Annotated in this window: 20 protein-coding genes and 1 pseudogene; 11 read left to right on the top strand and 10 right to left on the bottom strand. The window is 66.3% G+C overall.

All coding sequences use genetic code 11. The features are described from left to right. Positions 1-8: 8 nt before the first annotated feature. The 4 genes from gsiB to AC1D2O_RS28170 all read right to left on the bottom strand — a co-directional run bounded on the left by gsiB (position 9) and on the right by AC1D2O_RS28170 (position 5485). Entirely contained in the window at positions 9-1562 is a 1554-nt protein-coding gene (gene gsiB / locus AC1D2O_RS28185; RefSeq protein WP_478158259.1) for a glutathione ABC transporter substrate-binding protein GsiB, read from the bottom strand. Positions 1563-1647: 85 nt separating this feature from the next. Next, positions 1648-3525, bottom strand: a complete 1878-nt coding sequence (locus tag AC1D2O_RS28180) for a dipeptide ABC transporter ATP-binding protein (protein ID WP_478158258.1) — start codon at positions 3523-3525, stop codon at positions 1648-1650. A 29-nt stretch (positions 3526-3554) separates the two neighbouring features. Next, complete coding sequence (locus AC1D2O_RS28175) at positions 3555-4514, bottom strand: isoaspartyl peptidase/L-asparaginase family protein (RefSeq protein WP_478094440.1); 960 nt, start codon at positions 4512-4514, stop codon at positions 3555-3557. Further along, complete coding sequence (locus AC1D2O_RS28170; RefSeq protein WP_478158257.1) at positions 4511-5485, bottom strand: MurR/RpiR family transcriptional regulator; 975 nt, start codon at positions 5483-5485, stop codon at positions 4511-4513. The genes AC1D2O_RS28175 and AC1D2O_RS28170 overlap by 4 nt, the downstream gene beginning before the upstream one ends. A 233-nt stretch (positions 5486-5718) precedes the next feature. On the opposite strand from AC1D2O_RS28170, the gene AC1D2O_RS28165 reads away from it, so the two are divergent. Further along, the gene (locus AC1D2O_RS28165; protein ID WP_478094015.1) at positions 5719-5946 is read left to right on the top strand and encodes a hypothetical protein; all 228 of its coding nucleotides are present in this window, start codon (positions 5719-5721) and stop codon (positions 5944-5946) included. Between the two features lie 56 nt (positions 5947-6002). Here AC1D2O_RS28165 and AC1D2O_RS28160 read toward each other — a convergent pair whose 3' ends face one another. After that, complete coding sequence (locus AC1D2O_RS28160; RefSeq protein WP_478094017.1) at positions 6003-7922, bottom strand: winged helix-turn-helix domain-containing protein; 1920 nt, start codon at positions 7920-7922, stop codon at positions 6003-6005. Positions 7923-8051: 129 nt separating this feature from the next. On the opposite strand from AC1D2O_RS28160, the gene AC1D2O_RS28155 reads away from it, so the two are divergent. Next, the gene (locus tag AC1D2O_RS28155) at positions 8052-8612 is read left to right on the top strand and encodes a hypothetical protein (RefSeq protein ID WP_478094019.1); all 561 of its coding nucleotides are present in this window, start codon (positions 8052-8054) and stop codon (positions 8610-8612) included. Positions 8613-8711: 99 nt separating this feature from the next. Continuing rightward, complete coding sequence (locus AC1D2O_RS28150) at positions 8712-12464, top strand: AsmA family protein (protein WP_478090337.1); 3753 nt, start codon at positions 8712-8714, stop codon at positions 12462-12464. Positions 12465-12567: 103 nt separating this feature from the next. On the opposite strand, the gene AC1D2O_RS28145 is transcribed toward AC1D2O_RS28150, so the two are convergent. Further along, a complete protein-coding gene (locus AC1D2O_RS28145; RefSeq protein ID WP_478090336.1) occupies positions 12568-13893 on the bottom strand; it encodes an adenylate/guanylate cyclase domain-containing protein in 1326 nt (441 codons plus the stop codon). 205 nt (positions 13894-14098) lie between these two features. Here AC1D2O_RS28145 and AC1D2O_RS28140 point away from each other — a divergent pair, with 205 nt between their 5' ends. Continuing rightward, on the top strand, positions 14099-14392 hold the full coding sequence (locus tag AC1D2O_RS28140; protein ID WP_478090335.1) for a hypothetical protein: 294 nt from the start codon (positions 14099-14101) through the stop codon (positions 14390-14392). A 33-nt stretch (positions 14393-14425) separates the two neighbouring features. Here the strand turns inward: AC1D2O_RS28140 and AC1D2O_RS28135 are convergent. After that, positions 14426-14553, bottom strand: a pseudogene (locus tag AC1D2O_RS28135) (MerR family transcriptional regulator); the annotation flags it as partial. A gap of 164 nt (positions 14554-14717) precedes the next feature. Between AC1D2O_RS28135 and AC1D2O_RS28130 the strand changes: the two are divergent. After that, a complete protein-coding gene (locus AC1D2O_RS28130; protein ID WP_478090334.1) occupies positions 14718-14996 on the top strand; it encodes a DUF3079 domain-containing protein in 279 nt (92 codons plus the stop codon). A 111-nt stretch (positions 14997-15107) separates the two neighbouring features. Here AC1D2O_RS28130 and AC1D2O_RS28125 read toward each other — a convergent pair whose 3' ends face one another. The 3 genes from AC1D2O_RS28125 to AC1D2O_RS28115 all read right to left on the bottom strand — a co-directional run bounded on the left by AC1D2O_RS28125 (position 15108) and on the right by AC1D2O_RS28115 (position 17663). Continuing rightward, the gene (locus tag AC1D2O_RS28125; protein WP_478090333.1) at positions 15108-15482 is read right to left on the bottom strand and encodes a response regulator transcription factor; all 375 of its coding nucleotides are present in this window, start codon (positions 15480-15482) and stop codon (positions 15108-15110) included. 424 nt (positions 15483-15906) lie between these two features. Next, a complete protein-coding gene (locus AC1D2O_RS28120; protein WP_478090332.1) occupies positions 15907-16314 on the bottom strand; it encodes a hypothetical protein in 408 nt (135 codons plus the stop codon). 323 nt (positions 16315-16637) lie between these two features. Beyond that, positions 16638-17663, bottom strand: coding sequence for an AraC family transcriptional regulator (locus AC1D2O_RS28115; protein ID WP_478158256.1), 1026 nt, complete (start codon positions 17661-17663; stop codon positions 16638-16640). A 96-nt stretch (positions 17664-17759) separates the two neighbouring features. On the opposite strand from AC1D2O_RS28115, the gene AC1D2O_RS28110 reads away from it, so the two are divergent. The 6 genes from AC1D2O_RS28110 to AC1D2O_RS28085 form a co-directional block, all read left to right on the top strand. Next, positions 17760-19247, top strand: coding sequence for a flavin-containing monooxygenase (locus AC1D2O_RS28110; protein WP_478090330.1), 1488 nt, complete (start codon positions 17760-17762; stop codon positions 19245-19247). Between the two features lie 11 nt (positions 19248-19258). Next, the gene (locus AC1D2O_RS28105) at positions 19259-20140 is read left to right on the top strand and encodes an alpha/beta hydrolase (RefSeq protein ID WP_478090329.1); all 882 of its coding nucleotides are present in this window, start codon (positions 19259-19261) and stop codon (positions 20138-20140) included. Between the two features lie 32 nt (positions 20141-20172). Further along, complete coding sequence (locus AC1D2O_RS28100) at positions 20173-20976, top strand: SDR family NAD(P)-dependent oxidoreductase (protein ID WP_478158255.1); 804 nt, start codon at positions 20173-20175, stop codon at positions 20974-20976. A 52-nt stretch (positions 20977-21028) separates the two neighbouring features. Then, positions 21029-22855 carry a DUF1302 domain-containing protein gene (locus tag AC1D2O_RS28095; RefSeq protein ID WP_478092357.1) on the top strand — a complete coding sequence of 609 codons (1827 nt, stop codon included), beginning with the start codon at positions 21029-21031 and terminating at the stop codon, positions 22853-22855. A 35-nt stretch (positions 22856-22890) separates the two neighbouring features. Further along, entirely contained in the window at positions 22891-24252 is a 1362-nt protein-coding gene (locus AC1D2O_RS28090) for a DUF1329 domain-containing protein (protein WP_478092355.1), read from the top strand. 11 nt (positions 24253-24263) lie between these two features. After that, positions 24264-24914, top strand: a 651-nt coding sequence (locus AC1D2O_RS28085; RefSeq protein WP_478158254.1) for a WD40/YVTN/BNR-like repeat-containing protein, incomplete at its 3' end; no start/stop codon positions are given.

Here is a 24914-nt window from a genome sequence, read left to right as displayed (position 1 = left end):
ACCTGCGATCAGTTCGACACGGAAATCGCGTCGATGTTGATGTTGGCGTCAGGCATCACGAACACGCCCGACAGACGCTTCGAGTGCGCCGACAGGTTCTGCTCCGTGACCAGCGGCACGCGCGGCAGGTCCTTGCGGATTTCGTCTTGCGCGGTCTTGTAGAGCGCGGCCTTTTCCTTGTCGTCCACGGTGATCAGCGCCTTGGCGATCGCGGCGTCCACCACGTCGCTCTTGTAGAACGACATGTTGTTGAGCTTCGGCGCCCACGACTCGGAGGCGAACAGCGGGCGCAGGCCCCAATCGGCCTCACCCGTGGACGAAGACCAGCCCGTGTAGTACATGCGGACCTTGGCCGTCTTGGGATCGGGCCAGGCATCGACCTGCTCCGTGCGCTGGCCCACTTCGAGCGCCAGCACCTGCAGCTTGATGCCCACCTGTGCGAGCTGCTGCTGCACGAACTGGATGGTCTTCTGGCTGGTCGTGTTGTTGTAGGCACTCCACAGCACCGACTCGAAGCCGTCCGGGTAGCCGGCTTCCTTCAGCAGCTCCTTGGCCTTCTTTACGTCGTACGGAATCGGGGCCATCTTCTCGGCGAACTTCACGCCCTGCGGCATCACGCCCTGCGCGGGGAAGGCATAGCCGCCGAAGGCGACCTTGGCGAGCGCTTCCTTGTTGATGGCGTAGCCGATCGCCTCGCGCACCTTCGGGTTGTCATACGGCTTCTGCAGCATGTTGAAAGCCAGGAAGCGCGTGATGATCGAGGGCGACGCCACCACTTCGAGCTTGTCGCTCTTCTTCAGCAGCTCGGCCTGCTCGTAGGGAATGGGGAAGGCGAAGTCGGCCTCGCCGGTCTGCAGCATCGCGGCGCGCGTGTTGTTCTCGAGCACCGGCTTCCACGAGAGGTTGTCGATCTTCGGGTAGCCCTTCTTCCAGTAGCCGTCGAACTTCTTGGCCTTGACGGCATCGGTCTGCTTCCACTCGACGAATTCGAAGGGGCCGGTGCCCACGGGATGGAAGGCGATGTCCTTGTTGCCCCACTTCTGCAGCGCGGTGGGCGAGATCATGGCAGCCGAGGCGTGGGCCAGCGAGTTGATGAAGGGGCCGAAGGGCTCCTTCAGCGTGATGCGCACGGTGCTGGCGTTCACCGCCTCGACCTTGCCCACGCGGTTGAACTGGTTGTAGCGCAGCAGCTTGTTGTCCTGGTTCAGCACGCGCTCGAGCGTGACCTTCACGGCCTCGGCGTTGAAGTCGGTGCCGTCGTGGAACTTCACGCCGGTGCGCAGCTTGATGGTGTAGACCAGGCCGTCCTTCGACACGTCGTAGCTCTCGGCGAGCACGTTCTGCACCTTCAGGTCCTTGTCGAACTGGAACAGGCCTTCATAGAAGGTCTTTGTCACCGCCGTGGTGATGGTGGTGTTGGTGTTGTACGGGTCCAGCGTTTCCGGCTGGTAGCCGATCGACAGCACCACGTCGCGCGCGGCGAGTGCTGTGCCCGATGCGGCCAACGCGGCCAGGCCCAGCAGTGCGGATGCCCATCGCAGGGAGGAAGAGGATTGCTTCATGGAAGAACTCCGGTCGGTTCGTGGAAAGAAAGCAGGAGGGCCTGCGGGATGAAAAATCAGAAAGCGCCGCCGATGGCGTCAAAAATCAAAAGGCCCCGCCGATGGCGTGGCGGGCAACGAAATGGCCGGGTGCGACCTGCACCAGCGGCGGCACGTCGGGCTCGTCGCCGACGGCGCGGATCGGGCTCGGGATCTCGCCTTCGAGCAATGCGTGCGGCTTGTGGCGGCGCGACGGATCGGCCACCGGCACGGCCGCCATCAGCTTGCGGGTGTAGGCGTGCTGCGGCGCCTCGAACACCGCGCGGCGCGGGCCGATCTCGACGATCTGGCCCAGGTACATCACGGCCACGCGGTGGCTGATGCGTTCGACCACGGCCATGTCGTGAGAGATGAACAGGAAGGCCACGCCCAGCTCGCGCTGCAGATCAAGCATGAGGTTGACGATCTGTGCCTGGATCGACACGTCGAGCGCCGACACCGATTCGTCCGCCACCACCACCTTGGGGTTGAGCGCGAGCGCACGTGCAATCGCAATGCGTTGACGCTGGCCGCCCGAGAACTCGTGCGGATAGCGCTGTGCCACCTCGGGCGGCAGGCCGACCTTCCGCAGCAGCCAGTCGACGCGCTGCTGGGCCTCGGCGCCTTTGGCGATGCCGTGGATCAGCAGCGGCTCCATGATCGAGAAACCGACCGTGACGCGCGGATCGAGCGAGGCGAACGGATCCTGGAAGATGAACTGGATGTTGCGGCGCAGGGCCTGGAGTTCGCGCGTGGGCAGCTCGCGGATGTTCTTCCCGCCGAACTCGATCGCGCCGCTCTGGCTCTCGACCAGGCGCAGCAGCGAACGACCGGTGGTCGATTTGCCGCAGCCCGATTCGCCCACCAATGCCAGCGTCTCGCCGGGGTAGAGATCGAAGCTGATCTTTTCCACCGCATGCACGCGGCGCTTCACGCGGCCGAAAATGCCGCTGCGCACGTCGAAGCGCGTGACCAGATCGCGCACGCGAAGGATCGGGCCGGCCTCTTCGCGCACGGTGGTCTGCGGCGTGGTGTTGGTGCACGGCACGGTCTCGGGCCTGCCCTCGGTGCGAAGCAGCTCGAATTTGGCCGGGAGATCGGTGCCCTGCATCGCGCCCAGCTTCGGCACCGCCGACAGCAGGGCCTTCGTGTAGGGGTGCCGGGGCGCCGCGAACACGGCGTCCGAGGTGCCCGCTTCCACCTTGTCGCCGCGGTACATGACGAGCACGCGGTCGGCAATCTCGGCCACCACGCCCATGTCGTGCGTGATGAAGAGCACGCCCATGCGCATCTCCTTCTGCAGCTCGCGGATGAGCTGGAGGATCTGCGCCTGGATGGTCACGTCGAGCGCGGTGGTGGGCTCGTCGGCGATCAGCAGCTGCGGCTTGCACGACAGCGCCATCGCGATCATCACGCGCTGGCGCATGCCGCCCGAGAGCTGGTGCGGAAAGCGGTCGAGCACGTTGCGCGCTTCGGGAATGCGCACCAGCTCCAGCATGCGCAGCGCTTCGGCGCGCGCGGCCGAATTGCTCTTGCCCTGGTGGATGCGGATGGCCTCGGCAATCTGATCCCCGGCAGTGAACACCGGGTTCAGCGAGGTCATCGGCTCCTGGAAGATCATCGCGATGTCTGCGCCGCGAATGCCGCGCATCGTGCCGTCGCGCGCCTGCGCCAGGTCGAGCACCTCGCCATTGCGGCGGCGAAACGCCATGCGGCCGCCGAGTATGCGGCCGCCGCCATGTTCCACCAGCCGCATCAGCGCGAGCGAGGTGACCGACTTGCCCGAGCCTGATTCGCCCACCACCGCGAGCGTTTCGCCATGGTCGACGTGGAAGGACAGATTCTTGACGGCATCGACGGTGCGCTCGGAAGTCGAGAAGCGCACGGTGAGGTCGTCGACGGCGAGAACGCGACCGTCCGGGAGGGCGAGGGCAGGGGTGGACATGCGAGTGCGAGGGGAAGAGGGCGTGTGCGTCAGGCGAAGATGGCCGTGACCGGCGCTTCATCGCCGCGGGCGTGGCCGCGGTACATGCCTTCGGTGTTGAAGGCGAGGCTCAGGTTGCCGTGGCGGTCGACGGCGATCAGCCCGCCGCTGCCGCCGATGGCCGGCAGCGACTGCTGCACGACGGCGTGCGTGGCGGCTTCGAGCGTTGCGCCGCCGTAAGCCATGCGGGCGCAGACGTCGTAGGCCGCGGCAACGCGGATGAACGTCTCGCCGCTGCCGGTGCACGAGACGGCCGCGGTGCGGTCGTCTGCGTAGGTGCCGGAGCCGATGAGCGGCGTGTCGCCGATGCGGCCGACGCGCTTGTTGGTCATGCCGCCGGTCGAGGTGGCTGCCGCCAGGTGGCCGTGCATGTCGAGCGCCACGGCGCCCACGGTGCCGAACTTGCGGTCTTCGTCGAGCGGTGGCGTCATGGCCGCGCCCTCGTGGTCCACGACCACGCGGCCGGTGTCGCGTACACGGTAGAGCTGTTGGCGGCGCGCCTCGGTGGAGAAGAACGAAGGCTCGACCATGTCCAGCCCGTGTTCACGCGCGAAGACTTCGGCGCCCGCACCGGCCAGCAGCACGTGGGCGCCGTCTTCGAGCACGGCGCGCGCGGCATGCACCGGGCGGCGGATGCGGCAGACGCCGGCAATCGCGCCGGCGGCGAGCGTGGTGCCGTCCATCACGGCAGCATCGAGCTCGTGCGTTTCGTCGTGCGTGAACACCGCGCCGTGACCGGCGTTGAAGAGCGGGCAGTCTTCGAGCATCTCGACCGCGAGGCACACGGCGTCCATGGCGGATGCGCCCTCGAGCAGCATCGCCTGCGCGGCGCGCGTGATGTTCTGCAGGGCGTCGTGGTAGCCCTGAGCCTGCGTGGCGTTGGTGGTGGCTGCGCTGATGGTGCCTGCGCCGCCGTGAATGGCGATGACGGGAATGCCGGGGAGTTTCATCGGGAAGATTTGTTCTTTTGCTTGCGGGTGTCGGCCTCGTCGGCCGCGCCGTTCAGGCCGGCGCGGTGCGTGCCGGTTTCGGCGCGCGGCAAGCCGTTGGCACCGTGCAGCCACGGTCGCACGGCCTGCAGGACGCGGCTTGCGGACTGCACCGCGCCCGGCGCACGCAGCGCGACGGCGCTGGTCAGGGCCTCGATCAGCGCGAGCACGCTGGTTTCGCAGTTCGGGCGGTAGCTGGTTTCGGTCTGGCAATACAGCGCCACGTCGGCCAGCGGCGCGAGTGGCGAGCTTGGCCGGTCGGTCAGCGCGAGCACGGCGCAGCCCTGGCCCTTGGCGATCTGTGCGAGCGCCACGGTGTCGGTGAGGTAGCGCGGAAAGGTCAGGCCGATGAACAGGTCCTGCGGCCCCGCATGCATCAACGTGCGCGCCGCATGCGTGACGCCGCTGACGCTGGACAGCATCCGAACGTCGTTGCAGCTGCCGTCGAGCCCGTGCTGCAGCAGGCCCGCGAGCCAGCCGCTGGCGCCGAAGCCCGCGATGTAGATCGAGCGCGCCCGGCCGATGCGCTGCACCGCGGCGTCGCAGGCGGCGTAGTCGAGCGTCTGGCGCGTGGCTTCGATGTTGCGGCGACTCTCGTCGAGGGCGGTGGCGAACACCTCGGCCACGGTGGTGGGGCGCTCGAGGTTGCCGCGCAATCGCTCCACCGGCGCCACGAGCGGCTCGAAGCCTCGGACGAGCTCCGCGCGAAAGGTGGCGTAGCCATCGAAATCCAGCGCGCGAGCAAAACGGTTGGCCGTGGCGATCGACACGCCCACGGCGGCGGCGAGTTCGTCGATGGGCAGCGTCGCGACCTGCAGCGGGTGTTCGAGCACGTAGTCGGCCACTTGCCGGTGCGAGCGGGTCAGTCGCGGCAAGGCCTGCGCAATGCGCTGGGCCACGGTGGTGCCCGGGGTGTCGACGTTGGTGCTCATGCGTGGGTTCGTGCACCTTGGAAGGCGCGTCCGATGTAAATTAATTTACAAAACTAAGTCAGTGGGGAAATTTTCGGTCATTTTTGATTGGAACTGCAAGAACCGGGCCGGAAAGCAGGGTTTGTCCGGATGCCGCCGGGTGATAGGAGCCTCGCTCGGTTCGTCATCTCTTCCGATGACGACGCGCCGAGGGCGATCACCTAATCTCGCGGTGTAGCCCTGGGAGAAACGTCATGAAGCCCATCAGCGCAACTCGCGCAGCGATGTTTTTCGTTTGCATCGCGTTCGCCGTGTCCGGGTGCCACGAACTCGGCAGCCCATCGATGGTGCTGCCGGCCAAAGCGGTGGTTGACCAATTTGCGCAAGGGCCGGCCGGTGCCTACATCGGTGACGTTTTCTCGGAGGCCGAGAAGGTGCTCGCGGCCCTGCCTCCGAGCGAGCCAATGCCGAACGGATACTGAATCGAATGGGAGATGCCCCACAGGCTCAGGCTTGAACGGCCCGGCCTTCAGCGCGATCAGATCGGCGCCAGGCCAGGCCCATAGCGATCCAGCTTGAGCGTTTTCATGAGGGCCGCAAAGCGTGGCTCCGATCGAAGGGGGGTCCAGTGCGGATCGTCCTTCAAAAAGATCATTCGGGTGTCGCGCGTCATGAAGCCCTGCTCCAGTGCCGCGAGCGCCGGCGCCGCCTCACCCAGCGCGGCGTGCAGCGATGCGATCGACGTCGGTGTGACGTACCGCGTCTTCGATTCAGCAAGCAGCTGGATCAGGATCCGTCGCGTCTCTTCGGTTTCGCCGAGACGTGCCAGTTGCACGCCCAGCACGGAGCGGGGCCGGGTGGTGCCGTCGGACAGCGCCACGGCCCGCCGGATGGCGGCAATGCCTTGGTCCGGATGCTGCTCGGCCATGTGCAGCAAGCCGATCGCCAGATGGGTCAGCCACAGGTTCGGCGCAATTTCAAGCGACCGGTTCAGCCTCGCCCGAGCCTCTGCCAGCTGCCCGTTGGCCAACAAGCAACTCCCTTCCACCGTGTTGAACATCGGGGACATGGGGTCGAGCGACCGCGCCGTGCGCTGATGCGCGAAGCCCTCGGCGAGGCGATCCTGGCTCAGGAGCAGGGTTGCCAGGCCCCAATGGCCGGCCGCCGTGTTGGGGTTGAACGTCAGCGCGCGGCGATACGCCTGCTCGGCGCCAGGCCAGTCGAAATCGAACCAATGGCGGCTGAAGGCGAGGCCGGCATGGGCATCCGCCAGATCGGGGGCCAGTGCAAGCGCACGCCGTAGCGCTGCGTTGCCCGGCTCGAAAACCTCCGAGGCCAATGCATCGGCGATCCATATCTTGCGGCGGTAGAGATAGGCCAGTTCCACCCAAGCCAGCGCATAGGCGGGGTCGATGCTGAGCGCCTGGTTGAGCAGCGCGATGCCTTTCTCGATTTCGGCGGCGCGGCCACCCCGAGCCTGCCACCGGGCAGCCACGTAGAGCTGATAGGCCTCCATGTCGCGCGTGCCGCCGATCTCGGACAGTGGGGGGGCGGCGCCGACTCGCGGGTGCAGCACCGGCAGCAACGCCTGCACCACCCGATTCGAGATCTGATCCTGCACTTCGAAAACGCTCGTGAACGTCTCGTCGAATCCGCCGCTCCAGGCGGCGACGCCATCGGACGCGTGCAGCAGGCGGGCGGTGGCGCGTACCAGATCGCCGCGCCGCTGCAGCGAGCCGTCGACGATCCAGGTCACCTCGAGTTCCCGCGCGGCACGCACCGGGTCTTGGCCTGCGCCGGCATAGCGCAGCACGGAACCGGTCGAGCGCACGACCAGCCCGGGTACGGTGGAGAGCCTGGCGATCAGGCTGTCGGCCATCCCGACCTCCAGCAGTTCGTCCCGGTTGGTCGCTTCGAGCGGTTTGAAAGGCAGGACGGCGAGGGTGGCGATGGAGGCTGGCTCGGGCGGCGGGCGGTGCCAGGCCCACCAACCGGAGCCGCCCAAGGCGATCGCCGCGCCGGCCCCCAGTGCCAGGCGCAATCGGCGGCGCCGCGCGGGATCCGCTGGAGGCGAACCGGGCGCCGGCGCAAGCGCCTCGATCTTTGCAGCGACCTTCGTCGCGTCGGCGTCGGCCTGCCTGACGACGGGCGCAACGAAGCGGAACCCGCGCCGAGGCACGGTCTGGATGAAGCGGCTGCCCTGCGTGTCGTCGCCCAGGGCCCGCCGCAAGCCCGCCACGACCTGGCTCAGGTTGTTTTCCTCGACCACCAGGCCAGGCCAGAGCGCCTGCAACAGGCGCTCCTTGTCGAGCAACTCGCCGGGATGCTCGACGAAGAAAAGGAGGGCGCTGAACAGGCGCGGCGTGAGCTCGACCGCCGTGCCGTCGCCGCGCAGCACCCGCTGCTGCGACCGTTGCAGCACGAACCCGCCGAACTCGTAGGCGTCTGGGTCGAACATGGCTGAATTTCAGGCCTTTTTCAGGAATCTTTCAAGGATTGCTTCGTGACGAGGAGCCTGAAAGCGCCGAAGGTGCAAGACGCTGGTCGGCGTTGCCGGCCAGGCAGCCCTCAACTCCTGGAGGCAGTCATGGTCAAGCTCCTCGAACGCCTCAAGCGCCTCAGGCCCCAAGCCCTCTACACGTTCACCCTCGTGAGCACATCGGTCGCCGTGACCATGATGCTGATCCAGACGTGCAGCGGCGGGGACGGTTTCGGGAACGCCTTTGCCGCCGCAGGCGCCGGGGGCCATCCGGTCGGCGCGACGGACCCCATCGTCGGCGTATGGGAGTCGACGGCCGCCGCCAAGGACTGCCACACGGGTGCCGTGCTGACCCGCCTCAAGGGGTTGTCCGTGTTCAACAGCGGAGGCACGGCGTCGTTCGAAAGCTCTCGCCCCGCTGCCACCGGAACCTCCGGACTGGGAACCTGGCAGCGCGAGCCCGGCGACAGCTACAGCTTTACCCTGGTGCTCATGCGCTTCAATCCCGACGGCACGTTCGCCGGAACGCAGAAGGCCAAGGGAACCCGCACCTTGTCTGCCGATGGCAACAGCTTCACCAGCACGATCGCCGGTCAGGTCATCGACTCGGCGGGCAACGTGGTCTCGTCGACTTGCGCGACGGATACGGGTTCGCGAGTGAGTTGGTAATCGCTGCGTAGGGGGAGGGGGCGCGCAGAAATCCGGAAACTCCCGCGTTCCCTTCGCTACGATGGCGGCACTTCGTTCGTCATCCATCCCGCGACCCGATTGCCCGCCTCTCATCACCCAACCCTGACCACACCCGGGTCGCCATGGCGTCGACGCACAACCAAGTTGCTGCTGTGGACGCTAGGGCTGCTGCTTGCCGCGGCTGCCGGCGTGATGCTCTTCCTGAAGACACTCGACGCCGAGGTCTACAAGCGAGCCGTGGAGCGAGAGCTTTCATCCGTCCTGGGTCGGGAGGTGTCGATAGGCAGTCTGTCGTTCGAACTTGCCTTGCGGCCGACCTTTTCCGTGCGCGATCTGCGCATCGCCAACCCTCCCTGGGCATCGCGACCGGACTTCGTGACCGCTGCGAGCGGCGAGGCGCGCCTCGATCTCATCGCCCTGTGGAAGGGTCGGGTCGAAATGCGCGCCGTGCGCCTGGAGGGCGTGGACCTGCTGCTCGAGCGCAATGCGCAGGGCGAAGGCAATTGGTCGTTCGGCACGCCCGATCGGGGCACCCAGCGCGCGGCATTGCCTGACTTCGGCACCGTGTCGCTGACCGACGCACGCATTGGCTGGCGGCCAGGCGGCGGCTCCGTCGAGCAGGTTCGTGTCGATACCGCCGAGGCCACGATCAGCGACGGCGTGCCGTTTCGGGTTCAAGCGCTTGCCGACTATCGAGAAACTCCGATGCAGGTCACGGTGGAGGCCGACGCCTCGCTGCAGGCTGCACTCCACGGCGAGCCCTGGCGTCTGTCCGTCGGCCTGCGACCGAAGGGGGCGTCCCTCACGCTCGACGTGCGATTGGCATCGATCGCATCGCTCGAGGGCGTCGAACTCGGCATCGAGGCGACGGGCGAGCATCTCGACGCGTGGTCCGGCGTCCTGGGGCGGACATTGCCGGGATGGGGCCCCTATCGCCTGTCGGCGCAGACTCGCTACGGCCGAGGCAGCCTGCAGGTCGAAGACTTGAGCCTGTCGCTCGATGGACTGCCGATGCAGCCGTCGCGCCTCGAGATCGGGTCGGGCAAGGCTCAGTTCGGCGCGAGCGTGGACACGCGGCTGACGGTCGAGGGAAAGATCGGCGAAGCGGCGTTCTCGCTCGAGGCCAGCAGCGCGCCATGGCTCGAGCTGCAAAAGACCGATGGCGTCGCGCCACTCGCGCTGCGCGCCAAGCTTGCGGACTTCACGCTGAGCGCCGATGGAAGCATCACGCCCGCGGCCGAAGCCACGGACTTCGACCTGGCGCTGACCGCCCGGGGCGACGCGCTGGCGCCGCTGCGCCTGCTTGCGGGCCTGCACCGGAGCCAACCCTTGCCGGTGGATCTCGCGGCGCACGTGACGCATTCCAAGGAAGGCTATTCGGCCAGGAACATCCGTGGCCGGGTGCTCGCCTCGGCGGTGTCAGGAGATCTCGCGTACGCAAGCGCGCCGCGTGCGCTGCTCAGCGGGGCGCTGAACCTCGGCCGGTTGGACTTGGATCAGCCCGATGTCAAAGCGCTCGAATCGGCCGCCCCTGGGTCACGACCACGGGACGCCTCCGGTGCGGGTGCGCCGGCGTGGCTCCAGCGCGTCGACGCGGATCTTTCCCTGCGGATTGCAGCGATCACCGGCCTGCCGGTCCCGGCCAGCAATTTGTCCGGCCGGGTGCGCTGGCGCGACGACGCAGTTCGGCTGGAAGCGCTTGCCGCCACACTGGCCGGCACGGTGGTCACGGGAGACGGCACGCTTCGCTGGCGCGATGGCCGGCCGCAGATCGATGGCCATGCGAGCATTGCGGTGCTCGACTTCGCCAAGCTCGGCGGCAGCGTGGCGAAACCAGGACCGCGCAGTGCATTCGACGACCCACTGCCGCTGGCGCCGCTGCGTGCGTTCGATGCCAGGCTGGATGTCGACATTGCCCGCATTGCGGGCGCACCGGTGCCGATCGGCAAGGTCGCTGCGCTCGCGCATCTGCGGGGCGGCAAGCTCGCCATCGACCTGACATCTGCCACGGTCGCCAACGCGCCGGTGCAGGGCCATGTCTCGCTCGATGCGAGCGGGCGGGCATGGCGCGTCGATGCCAACGCGAGGGCCGACCGCATCGACGTGGCGGCGCTGCTGCGCTCGCCGAATCGGCCGGACACGACGAGCGGCGCGATCCAGGGACTGCAAGTCCTGTTTGGCTCGCGGGGTACGAGCGTGCGCGAACTCATGAAGCAGGCGAAGCTTTCCGTTCGCACCGCTCCCTTCTCCCTTGCGGTGGGTCGCGACCGCTCCCCGGTCCAGGTGCAGCAGGCGAACATCGAGGTTGAGCCGGGCGGCCCGGTGCGCGCGAGCGCGGTGGGCCATGCGCTCGGCGCGCCGATGGATCTGACGGTGGTCGCCGGGCCGCTGGCCGAACTGCTGAACCCCGAGACCGCGTGGCCGAAGATGGAAGCGAATCTGCGCACGGCGCTGGAAGGAGACACACTCCACGTCCTTGCGACCAGCGGGCCGCTGCAGCGTCTGATCGGCCTGCGTGACGTGCCGCTGGCGTTGCAGGCGACGCTGCCTGGCGCGCGCGCCACCCTGGAGGGCAACGTGGGCAACCTTGCGGCGCCCACGGGCACGCGGCTCGCCGCCCGGATCGAGATCGACAACCTGGCGCAGACGGCGAGGAAGTTCACCGCTTCGCGCCTGCCTGCCCTCCCGGTCAGCGCCTCGGGACGGATCACGCTGGGAGACGGGGAGGCGGCCGTTGACGATCTCAGCGCGCAGGCCGGCAAGTCGGATGCGGCGGGGCGGCTGCGAATTCGGTGGCGCGACCGGCCGGATCTGTCGGCGGATCTCACGTCCAGACTGATCGATGCCACACAGTGGGAAGAACCCACGGCCAATGAGACACCGCTGCTGGACCGGCCCATTCGCATGCCGTCCCTGCTCTCACGCGACGCGCAGCTGCGGCTGCGAGCCGAGCGCCTCCTTTTGCATCGATACGACCTGGCGAAGCTGCAACTCGATGGCACGCTCACGAACGGACTGATCGAGGTGTCGACCGCAGCGGCCGAAGGCGAGCTGCGCGGGGAACTGCGCCTCGACTTGCGCCAGGAAGTGCCTGGTGCGGCGTTGCGTCTGTCGCTCAAGAATGTCAATACGGAGGCGCTGTATACGGCGCGAGTGGAGCCGCCGAGCGGGGCCGCCAGGCCGCCGCTGTCGATCAGCGCGCAGTTCGCCGGCGCCGGTACCACGCTGCGCAACATGCTCGCGGCCGGGCGCGGCGAGTTCCTGCTGACCGCCGGCGCGGGCACATTGCCCATCAATTCGGGCTATGGCTTCGAGAGGATTGCCGGCAACCTCCTCCTGACGCTGGTGCCCGGCCGCAGGGCGGCGGACCACGCCCAACTCGAATGTGCGGCTGCGCGCTTCACCATCGCCGACGGCGTGGCCACCTCGAGCGACGGCGTCGCGCTGCGCCTGAAGCATCTGGACATCCTGGGCGGTGGCGCGGTGAACCTGAAAACGAGCGAGATCCTGTTCGGGTACCGGGCGGTGCGACGCGAGCTCTTCCAATTCAGCTTGATAGGCCTGACGAGCGGCGTCGCGAAAATCACCGGAACGATCAGCCACCCGACGGTCGAACTGGACCCCAGCGGCATATTGCTCGTAGGGACCGCGGCCTGGGCCACCGCCGGGGCGTCGCTGTTGGCGGGCGACTTGTGGCGCAAGCTCCAGTCGACCGCCGACCCCTGCGCCCGCATCGCTGCCGGCGCCCAGCTTTCGGGCGACCCACTCGACGTGCTGATGCGATCGTCGCCATCGGTCGACTTGCCTTTCCGCATGTCGACCAAGCAATGATTGACGGTGACGACACGCACGCCTTGGATGCCAGAAAGCAGCCGCTCGACGCCGCTCTCGATCCGTACCAGCCCCATCGCACACCCGAATTTCGCCAGGTGCCTCAGTGCTCCACCGCGAACAGTCGCCACTCGCCAGGGATGCCCTTGAGGCTTTGCACGCCTCGATCCTGAAATACGAGCCCGGAACCTGCGACAAGATCCTTGACTGTGCCCGAGACCAGCACTTCGCCGGCGCGCGCCTGTGCAGCCACGCGTGCGCCGGTGTGCACAGCGATGCCGCCGACCTTGCCTCCCATCCACTCGCACTCGCCGGTGTGTAGCCCGGCGCGGATTTCGAGCCCGAGCGCACGCACCTCCTCGGAGATCGCACAGGCGCAACGCACGGCGCGCGCCGGCCCATCGAAGGCGGCGAGGAAGCCGTCGCCGGCGGTGTCGATCTCGCGGCCGCGAAAGTGCTCCAGCTCGTGGCGAATCAATGCGTGATGGCTGTCGAGCAAATCGTGCCAGCGGCGGTCGCCGAGGCGGACGGCGCGCTCGGTGGCGCCGACGATGTCGGTGAACAGGACCGTGGCCAGGAGCCGGTCGGGTTCCGCGTCGTGTCGGGCGCCGGTGAGGAATTCTTCGATCTCGTCGACGATGGTGTCGCAGTCGCAGCCCCAGGGAACGTGATCGATGCCGTGCAGTTCGACCAGCTTGGCTCCGGGGATGTGCTCGGCCATGTAGCGGCTTGCGCCGAATTCGATCGTGCGGTCGTTGCTGCTGTGCAGCAGCAGCGTGGGCACGCGCACGGCCGGCAGGACATGCCGGATATCGATCTCCATGTTCATGCGCACCAGCGTTGCCGCGGCCGCCGGGCTGGCGCTGGCGCGCAACCAGCGGGCCCACCACCGTCGGTAGCGCTCGTCTTGAGCCAGACTAGGGCACCGGGCATCGATGCCTACCGGTCCGCCCCAGTCTCGTTCGATCTGGTCGGCAAATGCCAGGTGCTGCTCGGCCGTCGGCCCCCAGGGGTAGTCGGGCGCCCGCGTGCGTCGCGCGAAAGCGCCGCCCATGATGAGCGCCGAAGACCGTTCCGGATACGTGGCGGCGAATAGAGCGCACATCGCGCCCCCCTCGGAATAACCGAACAAGGCCGCACGCTGCGTGCCGACCGCATCCATCACCGCGCGCACGTCGTCCATGCGAACCTCGAGGCTTGGCATGTCGCTGACACGGTCGGACAGGCCGGTGCCCCGCTTGTCGAACAGGATCAGTCGGGAGAACGAGGCCAGCCGCGTCAGCAGCCGGGCCAGCGTCGGCTCCTCCCAGAAGACGTCGATATTCGACACCCAGCCGGGAACCAGCACCAGATCACGCGCACCGCTGCCGATCACCTGGTAGGCGATGTTGACGCCGCCGCTCCTCGCATATCGGGTTTCGGGAGTCATAGAGGGTTGAGCCTCCACACGCCGGTCCACCGGCACTTGTCCACGAGCAGGAGCTTGCCACAAAACGCACCATCGCACCCTTTGTGTTTAGTTCCCGCGCCTGTTACGTCTTGCTGCGGGCGTTTCGGTGTCATCCTTTGACGCTGGGCGATTGTTGCGTCACAGTGCCAAGTCCGTCACACCAACCTCGACAAGGAGCTTCCTCATGATCAGGTCCATCGTTCGCACCCTGCCGGCCGCCGTGGCCCTGGCATTCGCGTGCATTGGCGTGTCGGCCGTCGCACAAAGCGAAACCAAGAAACTGGAAAAAGACGCCGAGAAAGCTTGGGACGCGACCAAGACTGACACCAAGAAGGCCGAGAAGGCGACCGGCAAGGCGGTTGACAATGCGGCGTCCGGCGCTGCATCAGACACACGCAAGGTTGGCAACAAGATCGGCGAGGAGATTCCGGGCACGCCCCAGAACGAAGCCGACAAGAAAAAAGCTGCCAAGCCCTGATCCTGGCATGGTTTGGCGTCACGCGGACGCGAACTAGACCCCGGGTGCCTGCGGAGCCCTCTTTCTTCGCGCCCCACTAGCGCCAGACGCGGTGGCCCGCAGGATGCGACGGAAGGTGGGGCATTCCATTTGGCTCGTGCGGGGCAGGCAGCGGCGTGGCGCGATAAGCCTTCATGCCCGGAATAGAACCTCGTCAGAAAGACGTTTGATACGTCTCAAATTCGAGTCCGGCTTCAAGGAATACATTGGGTGCTTCTTCATGGGCATCCATGCGTCTCGCCGAGTGCGCCGACGAATCGAAGCCCAGTACGCTGAGTGCCCCGCCGTGACCAAGAAGTTCCCGATCCATCCCAAGCATCCCGAGCGCGTCTGCTGGGGTTGCGACAGGTACTGTTCTTCGGACGCGCTGGCGTGCGGCAACGGCAGCGTGGCGACGCCGCATCCGTCCGAACTCTTCGGCGAAGACTGGATGTCTTGGGGCCTGGATGCCCGCGAAGCAGACCCGGTCGATGAGCCCGTTCGTTCACACATGCCGAAATACGCACGCACCGAGGGCGCCATCGACGGTCCGGACGAGCCCGACACCCAGCCGCCCATCGGGTGACGCCTTGCCCCGACCGCGTGCGATGAGCTCGCGGCGCTGCATGATCAAGTAATCGTCGGCCAGTCCCTGCGCAAGTCATCGTCGATACCGAAGGCAACGCGCAGCCCGCCTTCAGGTGGAGTTCCGACGTAGCGCCGTATGAATTGCGTCCAGCAGTTGCTGCTGCGGGTAGGGTTTCTGCAGGAAGTCCACGGCGCCGTCCCTGACCGCTTGGACGGCTGTTGGAATGTCGACACTACCGCTGATGAACACAATCGGGAGGCGGACACCCAGCTCGTGCAGGTGCGCCTGCAGCGCGCGACCGTCCATGCGCGGCATGCGCAGGTCCAACACCAGGCAGCCGCGCCAAGTAGCGTCAAAGGCAGCCAGGAACTCGAACGCCGAGCTGAAGACCGCGGCCGTGAGTCCGACCGCAATGACCAACTCGCGGATCGAGTCACGACAAGCGTCGTCGTCATCAATGATGAATACAGTAGGTTCTCTCACGGTCCCAACTCTGAATCCGTCCTAACTGAGCGGCGTGCCGCCCGCACTTCACGGCTCCGGCGTCCAAAGGGCACCAACCTAACCTTGGATTGAGGTTTTGAATACTGCCCTTTGGGGCAGTGCACCCCGTTTTGTCGACGCGCTTCGACGGAATTTGCCCCGCCCAAGTCTGCGGCATGCCGACTTGCCAGGTCGACCGGCTACAGTCGGCCAGACCCCGTTCAAGGACAAGCTGGGCATCCAGGCCACGATGCGATGGCGCACCTGGCGCCTCGCTTCGCCACGGCAAGCCCAAGCCGGGGCGGTCTTCTGGCGAGCAACAAGCTAGGAGGTCAGAATGCGCGCCATGAGCAGACCTTCCCCTTGCGTCCCGCCAATCTGGCGAGAGTTCTTGGGGACGACGCAAGTAGTACTTAGAACAGCTTCACGTCTTGCGATTGTGGAGAATCAAAGCCCCAAGGCCGAGCGCAGGGTCAAGAATCGCAAAGGCTACGAACGTATGGGGAAATATTCCAGCGATCACCAGGGGCACGAGCACCGCGGGAACCAGTATCACTCGATCGAGCACGGAAGCGGGGCCGAAATTTCGCCCACCGGATCGACCACCGAATACGTAGAGCCAGCCAATGACGGCGACCGTCATACCTAGTGCGCGAAAGAGTGCTCCCTCGTGTCCAGCGAAAGGCGGGTCCATGAATATCGTCTGCACGGCACCCGGCCACACGATGAGCAAAGCTCCGAACCCAAGATAGATGTAGCCGTTCGTCACCGCCCATTTCGATTGGGCGGACAAGTTAGCGGGTTTCTCAAGAAGATCGCCAAAAAATGACATATCGGTCCCTCTTGGGTGGTGTACTTCTGGAAGGGAGAGGCTTCGGAACCCGTCTTGGCATTGAAGAAAACATGTTGGGCCCAATCGCTGCGGTTGACAATCCCGACGGCCACGCGTGCCCTCGTACGTGGAGAGACCGGGGAGTGACCTGCTGCTCGAAAGGGACCACCGACAGCTCGATATTCGAATGACGCTTTCGGGCCCTAACGGCTGTTCGCGCCCTGGCGCCGGCGGCTCGTCCCCCGCCCGCGGGTATCGGCACGAGGGACGGCGCGGTTGAGCGCAGGTACGGTCCTGGTCCAAAGTGTCTCAGCGCCTTGCGGTCACCGGACGTCACCGCCCACCAACTCCGTTCGCAACGCTGATGGCGGCATACCAAACCAACGTCGGCAAGACCGCGTCAGCGCGGAGTGCTCCGAGAAACCGAGAATGTCTGCGAGTTGGCCGAGTGGAACATCGGTCGTTCCCAGATAGTGCAGGATGGCGCTCTTGAGCGCTTCCTCGCGGATCATCTCGAATGTGCTCCCTTCGGCCGCCAGGTAGCGTTGGAGCGTGCGCGGATGCATGGCCAGCAGCGCTGCCACGTCGGTCTTGCCGGCCTGCGGCGTGCCAAGTGTGTGTCGCAACGCCAGGCGGACCCGGGAAGTGACGCTCTCGCCAGGAACGCGGAAGTGCCTCGCCACATAGTCTTCAGTGATCTTGCGCATCGCATGGTTCGCGCCCTGCAGATCGGCGTCCAGGGTCCCCTGACTGACGTGCAGGGCGGCATGCGGTTGCTCCACGAAAACGGGCGCGCCAAAAAAGCGCCTGTACACCTCGAGGGTCGCCAGGGGCTTGTGCGGCAGCGTCACGGCCAGCAGTCGATATTGTTCCGCGGCCAGCAGCTTGGTGATGTTGTGAAGGTCCGCCAGACACAGATCGATCGTCTGCCGTTGCGCGGGAAGCCTGTCCAATCGAACCTGCGCAGTCAACTCCGATGCGCCTTCAATGACCGAACTCTTGTCATGAATACCCAGCACGAGGCCTGGGCTTTGTACAAACAGGTGGCGAGAGGTGTAGTCCCACGCCTCCCTGACCGTTGGCGCGTTCTGCAGAACGATGCTCAGTGGACCGAGCACGCTGATGTCCTGAACCTGTGACAGGCGCAATCCGAAATCCGGGCAGCCGGTCCGCACGGCGCTGGCCTCGAGAAGTTGGATACAGGAACGCAACGACAGCATCGCGTCGTCGTCGGCCAATGACGCTGCAGGAATGCGAAAGCGCCGCAGCAACGGCGCCGGATCGGCCCCCAGACTTCGCATGAGGGTCGTGTATCCCTGCAAACCGCTCGACCTGAGCATTGCTGTCATGTCTCGCAATGTCAAGCAGATGTCTCGCATTGTCAAGCGCCGAAGCGTCGGCTTGGGAATACTCCAGCACCGTATCAACCCCTAGAGGTTTCGAAAATGGAGACAAACTACGACGTGCTGGTCATCGGCGCTGGCCTGTCGGGCATCAGCATGGCCTGCCACCTGCAGATGGAGTGCCCCGGAAAGCGAGTCGGCATTCTGGAGCGGCGCAAGGCGATCGGCGGCACCTGGGACCTGTTCCGCTACCCGGGCATTCGCTCCGACTCGGACATGTTCACCTTCGGCTACAAGTTTCGGCCGTGGCACGAACTGAAGGTGCTGGCCGACGGTCCGTCGATCAGGCGGTACGTCACCGACACGGCGCGCGAATATGGGATCGACAAGAAGATCCGCTTCGGCACCAAGACAACGCAGGCAGCCTGGTCGAGCGAGCGACGGCGTTGGACGATCACCGCTGTCGATGAAGACAGCGGCGAGCCACTCACGTTCACGTGCAGCTACCTCGTCAGCTGCACCGGCTACTACAACCACGACGAAGGTTACTTGCCGAGCTTCCCCGGCGTCGAGAGATTCAAGGGGCAGTGCATTCATCCTCAGAAGTGGCCCGAAGGACTGGACTACCGCGGCAAGCGGGTCATCGTCATCGGAAGCGGCGCCACTGCGGTGACGCTGGTGCCGACCATGGCCCGGGACACGGCGCACATCACGATGCTCCAGCGCTCGCCCAGCTACGTGTTTTCCGTACCGGGCTACGACACGATGTCCGCCGTATTGAAGCGGGTCCTTCCGGATCGCTGGGTCTATGCGATGGCGCGCCGGCGCAATCTTTTCCTGCAGCGGACGATCTACAAGCTTTCGAGGCGGTGGCCCGACCTGATGAGATGGTGGCTGCTCTCCGGCGTCAAGAAGCACGTGGGCAAGGATTTCGACCTTGCCCACTTCTCGCCGCGCTACAAGCCATGGGAAGAACGCCTGTGCGCGGTCCCCGATGCCGACCTTTTCAAGGTGATCCGGGAAGGCAAGGCCTCGATCGTGACCGACCAGATCGACACCTTTACCGAGACCGGAATTCGCCTGAAGTCCGGCAAGGAGTTGCAAGCCGACATCATCGTCACCGCGACCGGACTTCAGCTCCAGTCCTTCGGCGGCATGGAACTGCGTGTGGACGGTCGCAAGCGAGCCGTGAACGAGTTGATGACATACAAGGGCGTGCTGCTTCAGGACGTGCCGAACATGGCCTGGGTCTTCGGCTACATCAATGCATCCTGGACGCTCAAGGTAGACATGGCGGCCAGCTACTTCTGCCGCCTGCTCAATCACATGGACCGCAGCAAGGCCGATGTGGTGACGGCCCGCGCACCTGAAGGAGAGATGCTGAGCGAGAACATCGTCGCGTCGCTCCAGTCCGGCTATGCGCGGCGCGGCGAGGCCATGGTGCCGCGGCAGGGCCGTGCGCTGCCATGGCGTGTGCTGCACAGCCCCGAGAGCGACCATGTGATGCTGATGAAGGACCCCGTGGAGGACCCGGCGCTCGAGTTCCGCGGAACCTCGCTGGGCGGCACGCTGCGCCCTGCCACGGCCTGAGGCGACCGCCGATGAAATCCGTGTCGTCTTCGTTCGTCAGCCGGGGCCTGCGCTGCGCGGGCACGCTGCTGTCGCCCGACCGGGGCGAACCGCCGCCCGTCATCGTGATGGCGCACGGCTTTGCCGGTGTGCGCGCGATGCTGCTTCCGCATGCCACCCGCTTCGTGGAGGCCGGCTACGCCGTATTCCTGTTCGACTACCGCAATTTTGGCGACAGCCAGGGCGAGCCACGCCACTGGGTGGACCCGGGCCGGCATCTGGATGACTGGGATGCTGCCATCCGCCACGTTCGCACGCTCGAGGGCATCGACGCCCAGCGCATGGTGCTCTGGGGCACGTCCCTCTCCGGCGGCCACGTGGTCTGCATGGCGGCGCGGGGATATCGGCTCGCCGCGGTCATCGCAGCGCATCCTCTCATGAGCGGTTGGGGCGCGATCACTTCTCTCCGCCCGATGGTGGTCCTGCGCCTGACCCTTGCGGGCCTGCGCGACGTGGTCGGCAGCCTGATCGGCAGGCCGCACTACGTGCCCGTCGTGGGTCGGCCCGGAGAACACGCCGCGCTGACGGGCGCCGAAGCCTGGAGCGGGATGGAAAAGTTGAAGGCCATCGCCGACGTCGAGTGGGAAAACAAGGTGCTCGCCCGCGTATTGCTCAAGATTCCCCGCTACAACCCGATCCGGCTCGCCCGCAAGGTACGCGTGCCAACGCTCGTGATCGCCGGATCCCACGACACCATCGTTTCCGCAGACGTCGCACGCCAGGCGGCGAGCCGCATGCCGAACGCCGAGTTCGCGCTGCATGCCTGCGACCATTTTCAGCCCTACTACGGCGAATACCTCGACAGGAACGTCCAGGAACAGCTCGCCTTCCTGCACAAGCACGTAGCGGTCTGAATCACCCCTCTCGAACCATCAAGCATCCTCTCATGAACTATTCCTTCAAAGACAAGGTCGCCGTTGTCACTGGCGCCGGCTGCGGCATCGGTCGCGCCCTGGCGCTGCAACTGGGCGCAGCCGGCGCGCGCCTGGCGCTGTCGGACATCGACGCTGCCGGACTGGCGCAGACGATTCGGCAACTGCCGGTCGGCACCGAGGTCCGGGGCTATTCCCTGGACGTCTCGTCGCGGGAAGCGGTCTTCGCCCATGCCGACGCCGTGCGTCGCGACTTCGGCACTGCCCATTTCGTGTTCAACAATGCCGGCGTCGCCATGGTCGGCACCTTCGAACACACGGACATCGACGAAATCGAGTGGCAACTCGGCGTCAATCTATGGGGCGTGATCTACGGCAGCAAGGCCTTCCTGCCGATGATGCTGGCGCAACGCGAAGGCTGCATCATCAATATCTCGAGCGTCTTCGGCCTGGTCGGCTTTCCGTCGCAGAGCGCGTACAACATCTCCAAGTTCGGCGTGCGCGGCCTCACCGAATGCCTTTGGCGTGAACTCGAAGGCACGGGCGTTCGTGCACTCAGCGTTCACCCAGGCGGAATCAAAACCAATATCGAACGCGCCGGCCGACGCTGCAGGCTTGCCGGCGAGCAGGAAGCGCGCTTCGCCGCGCTGGCTGACAAGTTGCTCACGACCCCGCCCGAGGACTGCGCCGCCGCCATCCTCAAGGGCGTGCGGCGAGGCAAGAAGCGCGTGGTGACGGGCAACCAGTCCTCGTCGCTGTTCTGGCTGTCGCGGTTGCTGCCGAACAGCTATCACAACGTTGTCAAGCTGATCGCCTGAGCGGGCCTCTTCGCCGCCATCTCATCAGAAAAAGAATTCAAGAGACAACTCCATGCCCCAGCACTTCACGCGCACGCCGGTCACCAGGCACCGCCTCAGCGCATTGACTTCCGCAGCGCTCGCGCTCCTCGCGATCGCCTCAACCTCACGCGCCATGGAGATCGATACCGGGAATCCGGATGTCGTGCTTCGCTGGGACAACACGGTGCGCTACAACCTGGGCTATCGCACGCAGGACCAGTCCAAGGCGATCCTCGGCAATCCGAACAACGACGACGGCGACCGCAACTTCGGCAACGGCGCCCTGATCGCCAGCCGGCTCGACCTGCTGAGCGAGTTCGACATGGTGGTCGACAAGAAGTACGGCTTTCGCGTGAGCGGCGACGCCTGGGCCGACGGTGCCTACAACAGCCTGGACAACCACAACAACGCCACCGCCAACACCCTGTCGTACGGCCTGCCGACCGCGGGCATCCTGTCGCCCTACACCAGCCGCTATGCCAAGGGCCCGTCGGGCGAACTGCTCGACGCCTTCGTGTTCGGCAGCCGCGACTTCGGCGACACCAACGTCGGCCTGCGGCTCGGCAAGACCACCGTCTACTGGGGCGAAAGCCTGCTGGGCGGCGGCGCGATCCACGGCATCTCCTACGGCCAGTATTCGCTGGACCTCTGGAAGGCGCTGGCGACGCCCGGCATCGAGGCCAAGGAGCTCTATCGCCCGCGCACGCAGATGACCCTGCAGGTGCAGCCGGCCCCGGACCTGGCGCTGTCGGCGCAGACCTTCTTCGACTGGGAAGCGGCGCGCTATCCGGAATCGGGCAGCTACCTGACGGTCAACGACGCACTGCTCTATGGCGGCCAGTCGCTGATCACGGGCCCGGGCCAGCGGCTGCTGCAGGCCACCGCGGGCGAGCCCAACAAGAACGGCGACTTCGGCCTGTCGGCACGCTGGAGCCCCGACTGGCTCGACGGCACCGCCGGCCTCTACGGCCGCCGCACCGCGGACATCCAGCCTCAGCTCGCGCTGACGCCGGCAGTGGCCGCCGTGCCGGCCGCCGCCTGCGCCCGTGCCGGCGCGACCGCCATCGGCCCGACCACCTGCTACATCAACCCGGGGGCCGCCACGCTGCAGCAGATCCGCGCCGGCTACCTCGGCCAGTACCAGGCCTTCTACGGCCGCGACATCGACATCTACGGCCTGAGCCTGGCGAAGAACATCGCCGGCCTGAGCTTCGGCGCCGAACTGAGCTACCGCCACAACATGCCGCTGCAGAGCACGCCGGTGCAGGTACTCCCGGCCGGCCTGGCGAATCCGGCGCTCGGCCAGATCACTCCCGCGCAGCTTGCCAACGGCGGCGCGCCCGGCGCGGTGGGCAACACCATGCACGGCGTGTTCAATCTGATCGGCTCGGTCTCCAGGACGCCGCTGTGGGACAGCGCCACCTGGATGGCCGAAGTCACCTGGAACCGCTGGCTGAGCGTGGCGCAGAACCCCAATGTCTTCAAGGGCAGCGCGGCCTACCGTGCGGTCGCCGCCAACGTCGATGCGGTGACGCGCGACTACTTCGGCCTCGCGATCAACTTCACGCCGACCTGGTTCCAGGTCTACCCCGGCGTGGACCTGTCTTTGCCGCTGAGTTGGGGCGGAGGTCTCTCGGGCATCTCGGCCGTGACGACGGGCGGTGCCAAGAACAACGGCTCCTACTCGCTGGGCGTCGCCGCGGATGTGCGAAACAAATACAACTTCGCGCTGCGCTATGTCGGCTTTTATGGCAACTACAGCACCACGGCGGCCGGTGCGATGAACGTCGCCGAGAGCGTCAACGCGCTGCTGTCCGACCGCGGCCACGTGCTGCTGACTTTCAAGACGACCTTCTGAGGTCGACCGATCCCCTACCGAACGGAGACATTCCCATGAAGAAACTCACCCTCGTGGCCGGCGCAGTGATCGCGCTCGCCGCCCAGTCCGTCCTCGCTGCCGTCGGGCCCGATGAAGCGAAGAAGCTGGGCACCACGCTCACCCAGACCGGCGCCGAGCGCGCCGGCAATGCCGACAAGACGATCCCCGAGTACACCGGCGGCCTGACCACGCCGCCGGCCGGCTACGAGAAGGGCTCGGGCATCCGTCCCGACCCGTACGCCGCCGAGAAGCCGCTCTACGCCATCACGGCGCAGAACATGGCGCAGTACGAATCCAAGCTGACCGCCGGCACCAGGGAGATGCTGAAGAAGTACCCGACGATGCGCGTCGACGTGTACCCGTCGCATCGCTCGATGGCCTTCCCGAAGTACGTGCTCGACAACACGGTGAAGAACGCCACCGCCGTCAAGACCACCGACGACGGACTGGGCCTGGAAGGCACCTACGCGGGCATTCCCTTCCCGATCCCGAAGACCGGCAACGAAGCGATGTGGAACCACCTGCTGCGCTTCACCGGCCAGAGCTCCTACACGCAGTACGACTCGATCAATGTGGATTCGTCCGGCAAGGCGGTGCTCGCCACCACCGGCCAGATCCACATGGACTATCCRTACTACGACCCGAAGCGCACCGGCGCCTCGAGCGACAGCGACATCTACTTCCGCACCAAGATCGCCTACACMGCGCCGGCCCGCCGCAAYGGTGAAGCGCTGCTGGCGCAGGACTACATCAAYCCGATGAAGTACGGCCGCCGCGCCTGGCAGTACCTGCCCGGCCAGCGCCGCGTCAAGCTCGCACCCGATATCGCCTACGACACGCCGAACCCCGGCTCGGCCGGCGCATCGACGTACGACGACGCCTGGGTCTTCAACGGTGCGATGGACCGCTACGACTTCAAGCTGGTCGGCAAGCAGGAGATGCTTGTCCCCTACAACGCGTTCAAGCTGATCTACGCGAAGGATCCGTACGCGACCACCACGCCGAACCACCTGAACCCGGACTACGTGCGCTGGGAACCGCATCGCGTGTGGGTGGTCGAGGCCACGCTGAAGGCCGACAAGCGCCACATCTACGCCAAGCGCACCTTCTACATCGACGAGGACAGCTGGATCGCCGTGGCTTCGGACGAATACGACGCACGCGGCCAGCTCTACCGCGCCGGCTTCGTGTACTCGAACCCCGCCTACGAAGTGCCCGCACCGACCAGCGTCGGCCAGTCGTTCCACGACTTCACCACCGGCGGCTACAACATGACCGGCCTGATGGGCGCCTACAACGTCGGCCTGAAATTCATGGAGCCGCAGTCGGCCAACGCCTGGTCCGCGGACGCCCTGGCCGGCTCCGGCGTGCGCTGACGGGAGAAGGCATGCAGCGTCGCAGCATCCTCCTGGCCGCCCTGGCTTCCGGCGCGGGCGTGTCCGCCCGCGCCGGCGAAGCCGGCCGAGCCCATAGCGGCAGCGAGATGCTCGACCTGCCGGCACGCATGAGCGCGGTGGCCGACCAGCGCCTCATCACCGGCATCGCGCGCGCCGGCAACCGCCTGGTGGCCGTCGGGCAGCGCGGCCACATCGTGCATTCGTCCGACGGCGGCCGCCAGTGGTTGCAGTCCATGGTGCCGGTGAGCATCGACCTCACCGCCGTCGGCTTCGTCGCCGACAGCATCGGCTATGCCACCGGCCACGACGGCGTCGTGCTCGGCACGCGCGACGGCGGCGTCGGCTGGACGCGACTGCTCGACGGACGCCAGGCCAATGCACTGGTGCTCGACCAGATGCAGCAACGCACCGCCGCGCCCGATGCCGGCGATGCCGACCGCAAGCTGCTCGACGAAGCCAGGCGCAACGCCGAGGCCGGCCCCGACAAGCCCTTCCTCGACCTGCATTTCCACAGCCCCAGCCAGGGCTTCGTGGTCGGCGCCTACGGGCTCGTGCTGCGCACCGCGGATGGCGGCAAGCGCTGGGAGTCGTGGTTCGACCGCGTCGACAACCCCGGCTTGCTGAGCATCTATGCCATCTGC

The sequence above is a fragment of the Variovorax sp. P1_G12 genome, assembly GCF_056405555.1.
This window is presented reverse-complemented; position numbering and strand designations above follow the sequence as displayed.

What these genes read in the sequence shown, in the direction of transcription:
- AC1D2O_RS28105 (WP_478090329.1), top strand. Translation starts at nt 19,259, where the DNA reads ATGAAATCCGTGTCGTCTTCGTTCGTCAGCCGGGGCCTGCGCTGCGCG.
- AC1D2O_RS28170 (WP_478158257.1), bottom strand. Translation starts at nt 5,485, where the DNA reads ATGAGCACCAACGTCGACACCCCGGGCACCACCGTGGCCCAGCGCATT.
- AC1D2O_RS28095 (WP_478092357.1), top strand. Translation starts at nt 21,029, where the DNA reads ATGCCCCAGCACTTCACGCGCACGCCGGTCACCAGGCACCGCCTCAGC.
- AC1D2O_RS28145 (WP_478090336.1), bottom strand. Translation starts at nt 13,893, where the DNA reads ATGACTCCCGAAACCCGATATGCGAGGAGCGGCGGCGTCAACATCGCC.
- AC1D2O_RS28120 (WP_478090332.1), bottom strand. Translation starts at nt 16,314, where the DNA reads ATGTCATTTTTTGGCGATCTTCTTGAGAAACCCGCTAACTTGTCCGCC.
- AC1D2O_RS28115 (WP_478158256.1), bottom strand. Translation starts at nt 17,663, where the DNA reads ATGACAGCAATGCTCAGGTCGAGCGGTTTGCAGGGATACACGACCCTC.
- gsiB (WP_478158259.1), bottom strand. Translation starts at nt 1,562, where the DNA reads ATGAAGCAATCCTCTTCCTCCCTGCGATGGGCATCCGCACTGCTGGGC.
- AC1D2O_RS28175 (WP_478094440.1), bottom strand. Translation starts at nt 4,514, where the DNA reads ATGAAACTCCCCGGCATTCCCGTCATCGCCATTCACGGCGGCGCAGGC.
- AC1D2O_RS28100 (WP_478158255.1), top strand. Translation starts at nt 20,173, where the DNA reads ATGAACTATTCCTTCAAAGACAAGGTCGCCGTTGTCACTGGCGCCGGC.
- AC1D2O_RS28110 (WP_478090330.1), top strand. Translation starts at nt 17,760, where the DNA reads ATGGAGACAAACTACGACGTGCTGGTCATCGGCGCTGGCCTGTCGGGC.
- AC1D2O_RS28165 (WP_478094015.1), top strand. Translation starts at nt 5,719, where the DNA reads ATGAAGCCCATCAGCGCAACTCGCGCAGCGATGTTTTTCGTTTGCATC.
- AC1D2O_RS28180 (WP_478158258.1), bottom strand. Translation starts at nt 3,525, where the DNA reads ATGTCCACCCCTGCCCTCGCCCTCCCGGACGGTCGCGTTCTCGCCGTC.
- AC1D2O_RS28140 (WP_478090335.1), top strand. Translation starts at nt 14,099, where the DNA reads ATGATCAGGTCCATCGTTCGCACCCTGCCGGCCGCCGTGGCCCTGGCA.
- AC1D2O_RS28160 (WP_478094017.1), bottom strand. Translation starts at nt 7,922, where the DNA reads ATGTTCGACCCAGACGCCTACGAGTTCGGCGGGTTCGTGCTGCAACGG.
- AC1D2O_RS28155 (WP_478094019.1), top strand. Translation starts at nt 8,052, where the DNA reads ATGGTCAAGCTCCTCGAACGCCTCAAGCGCCTCAGGCCCCAAGCCCTC.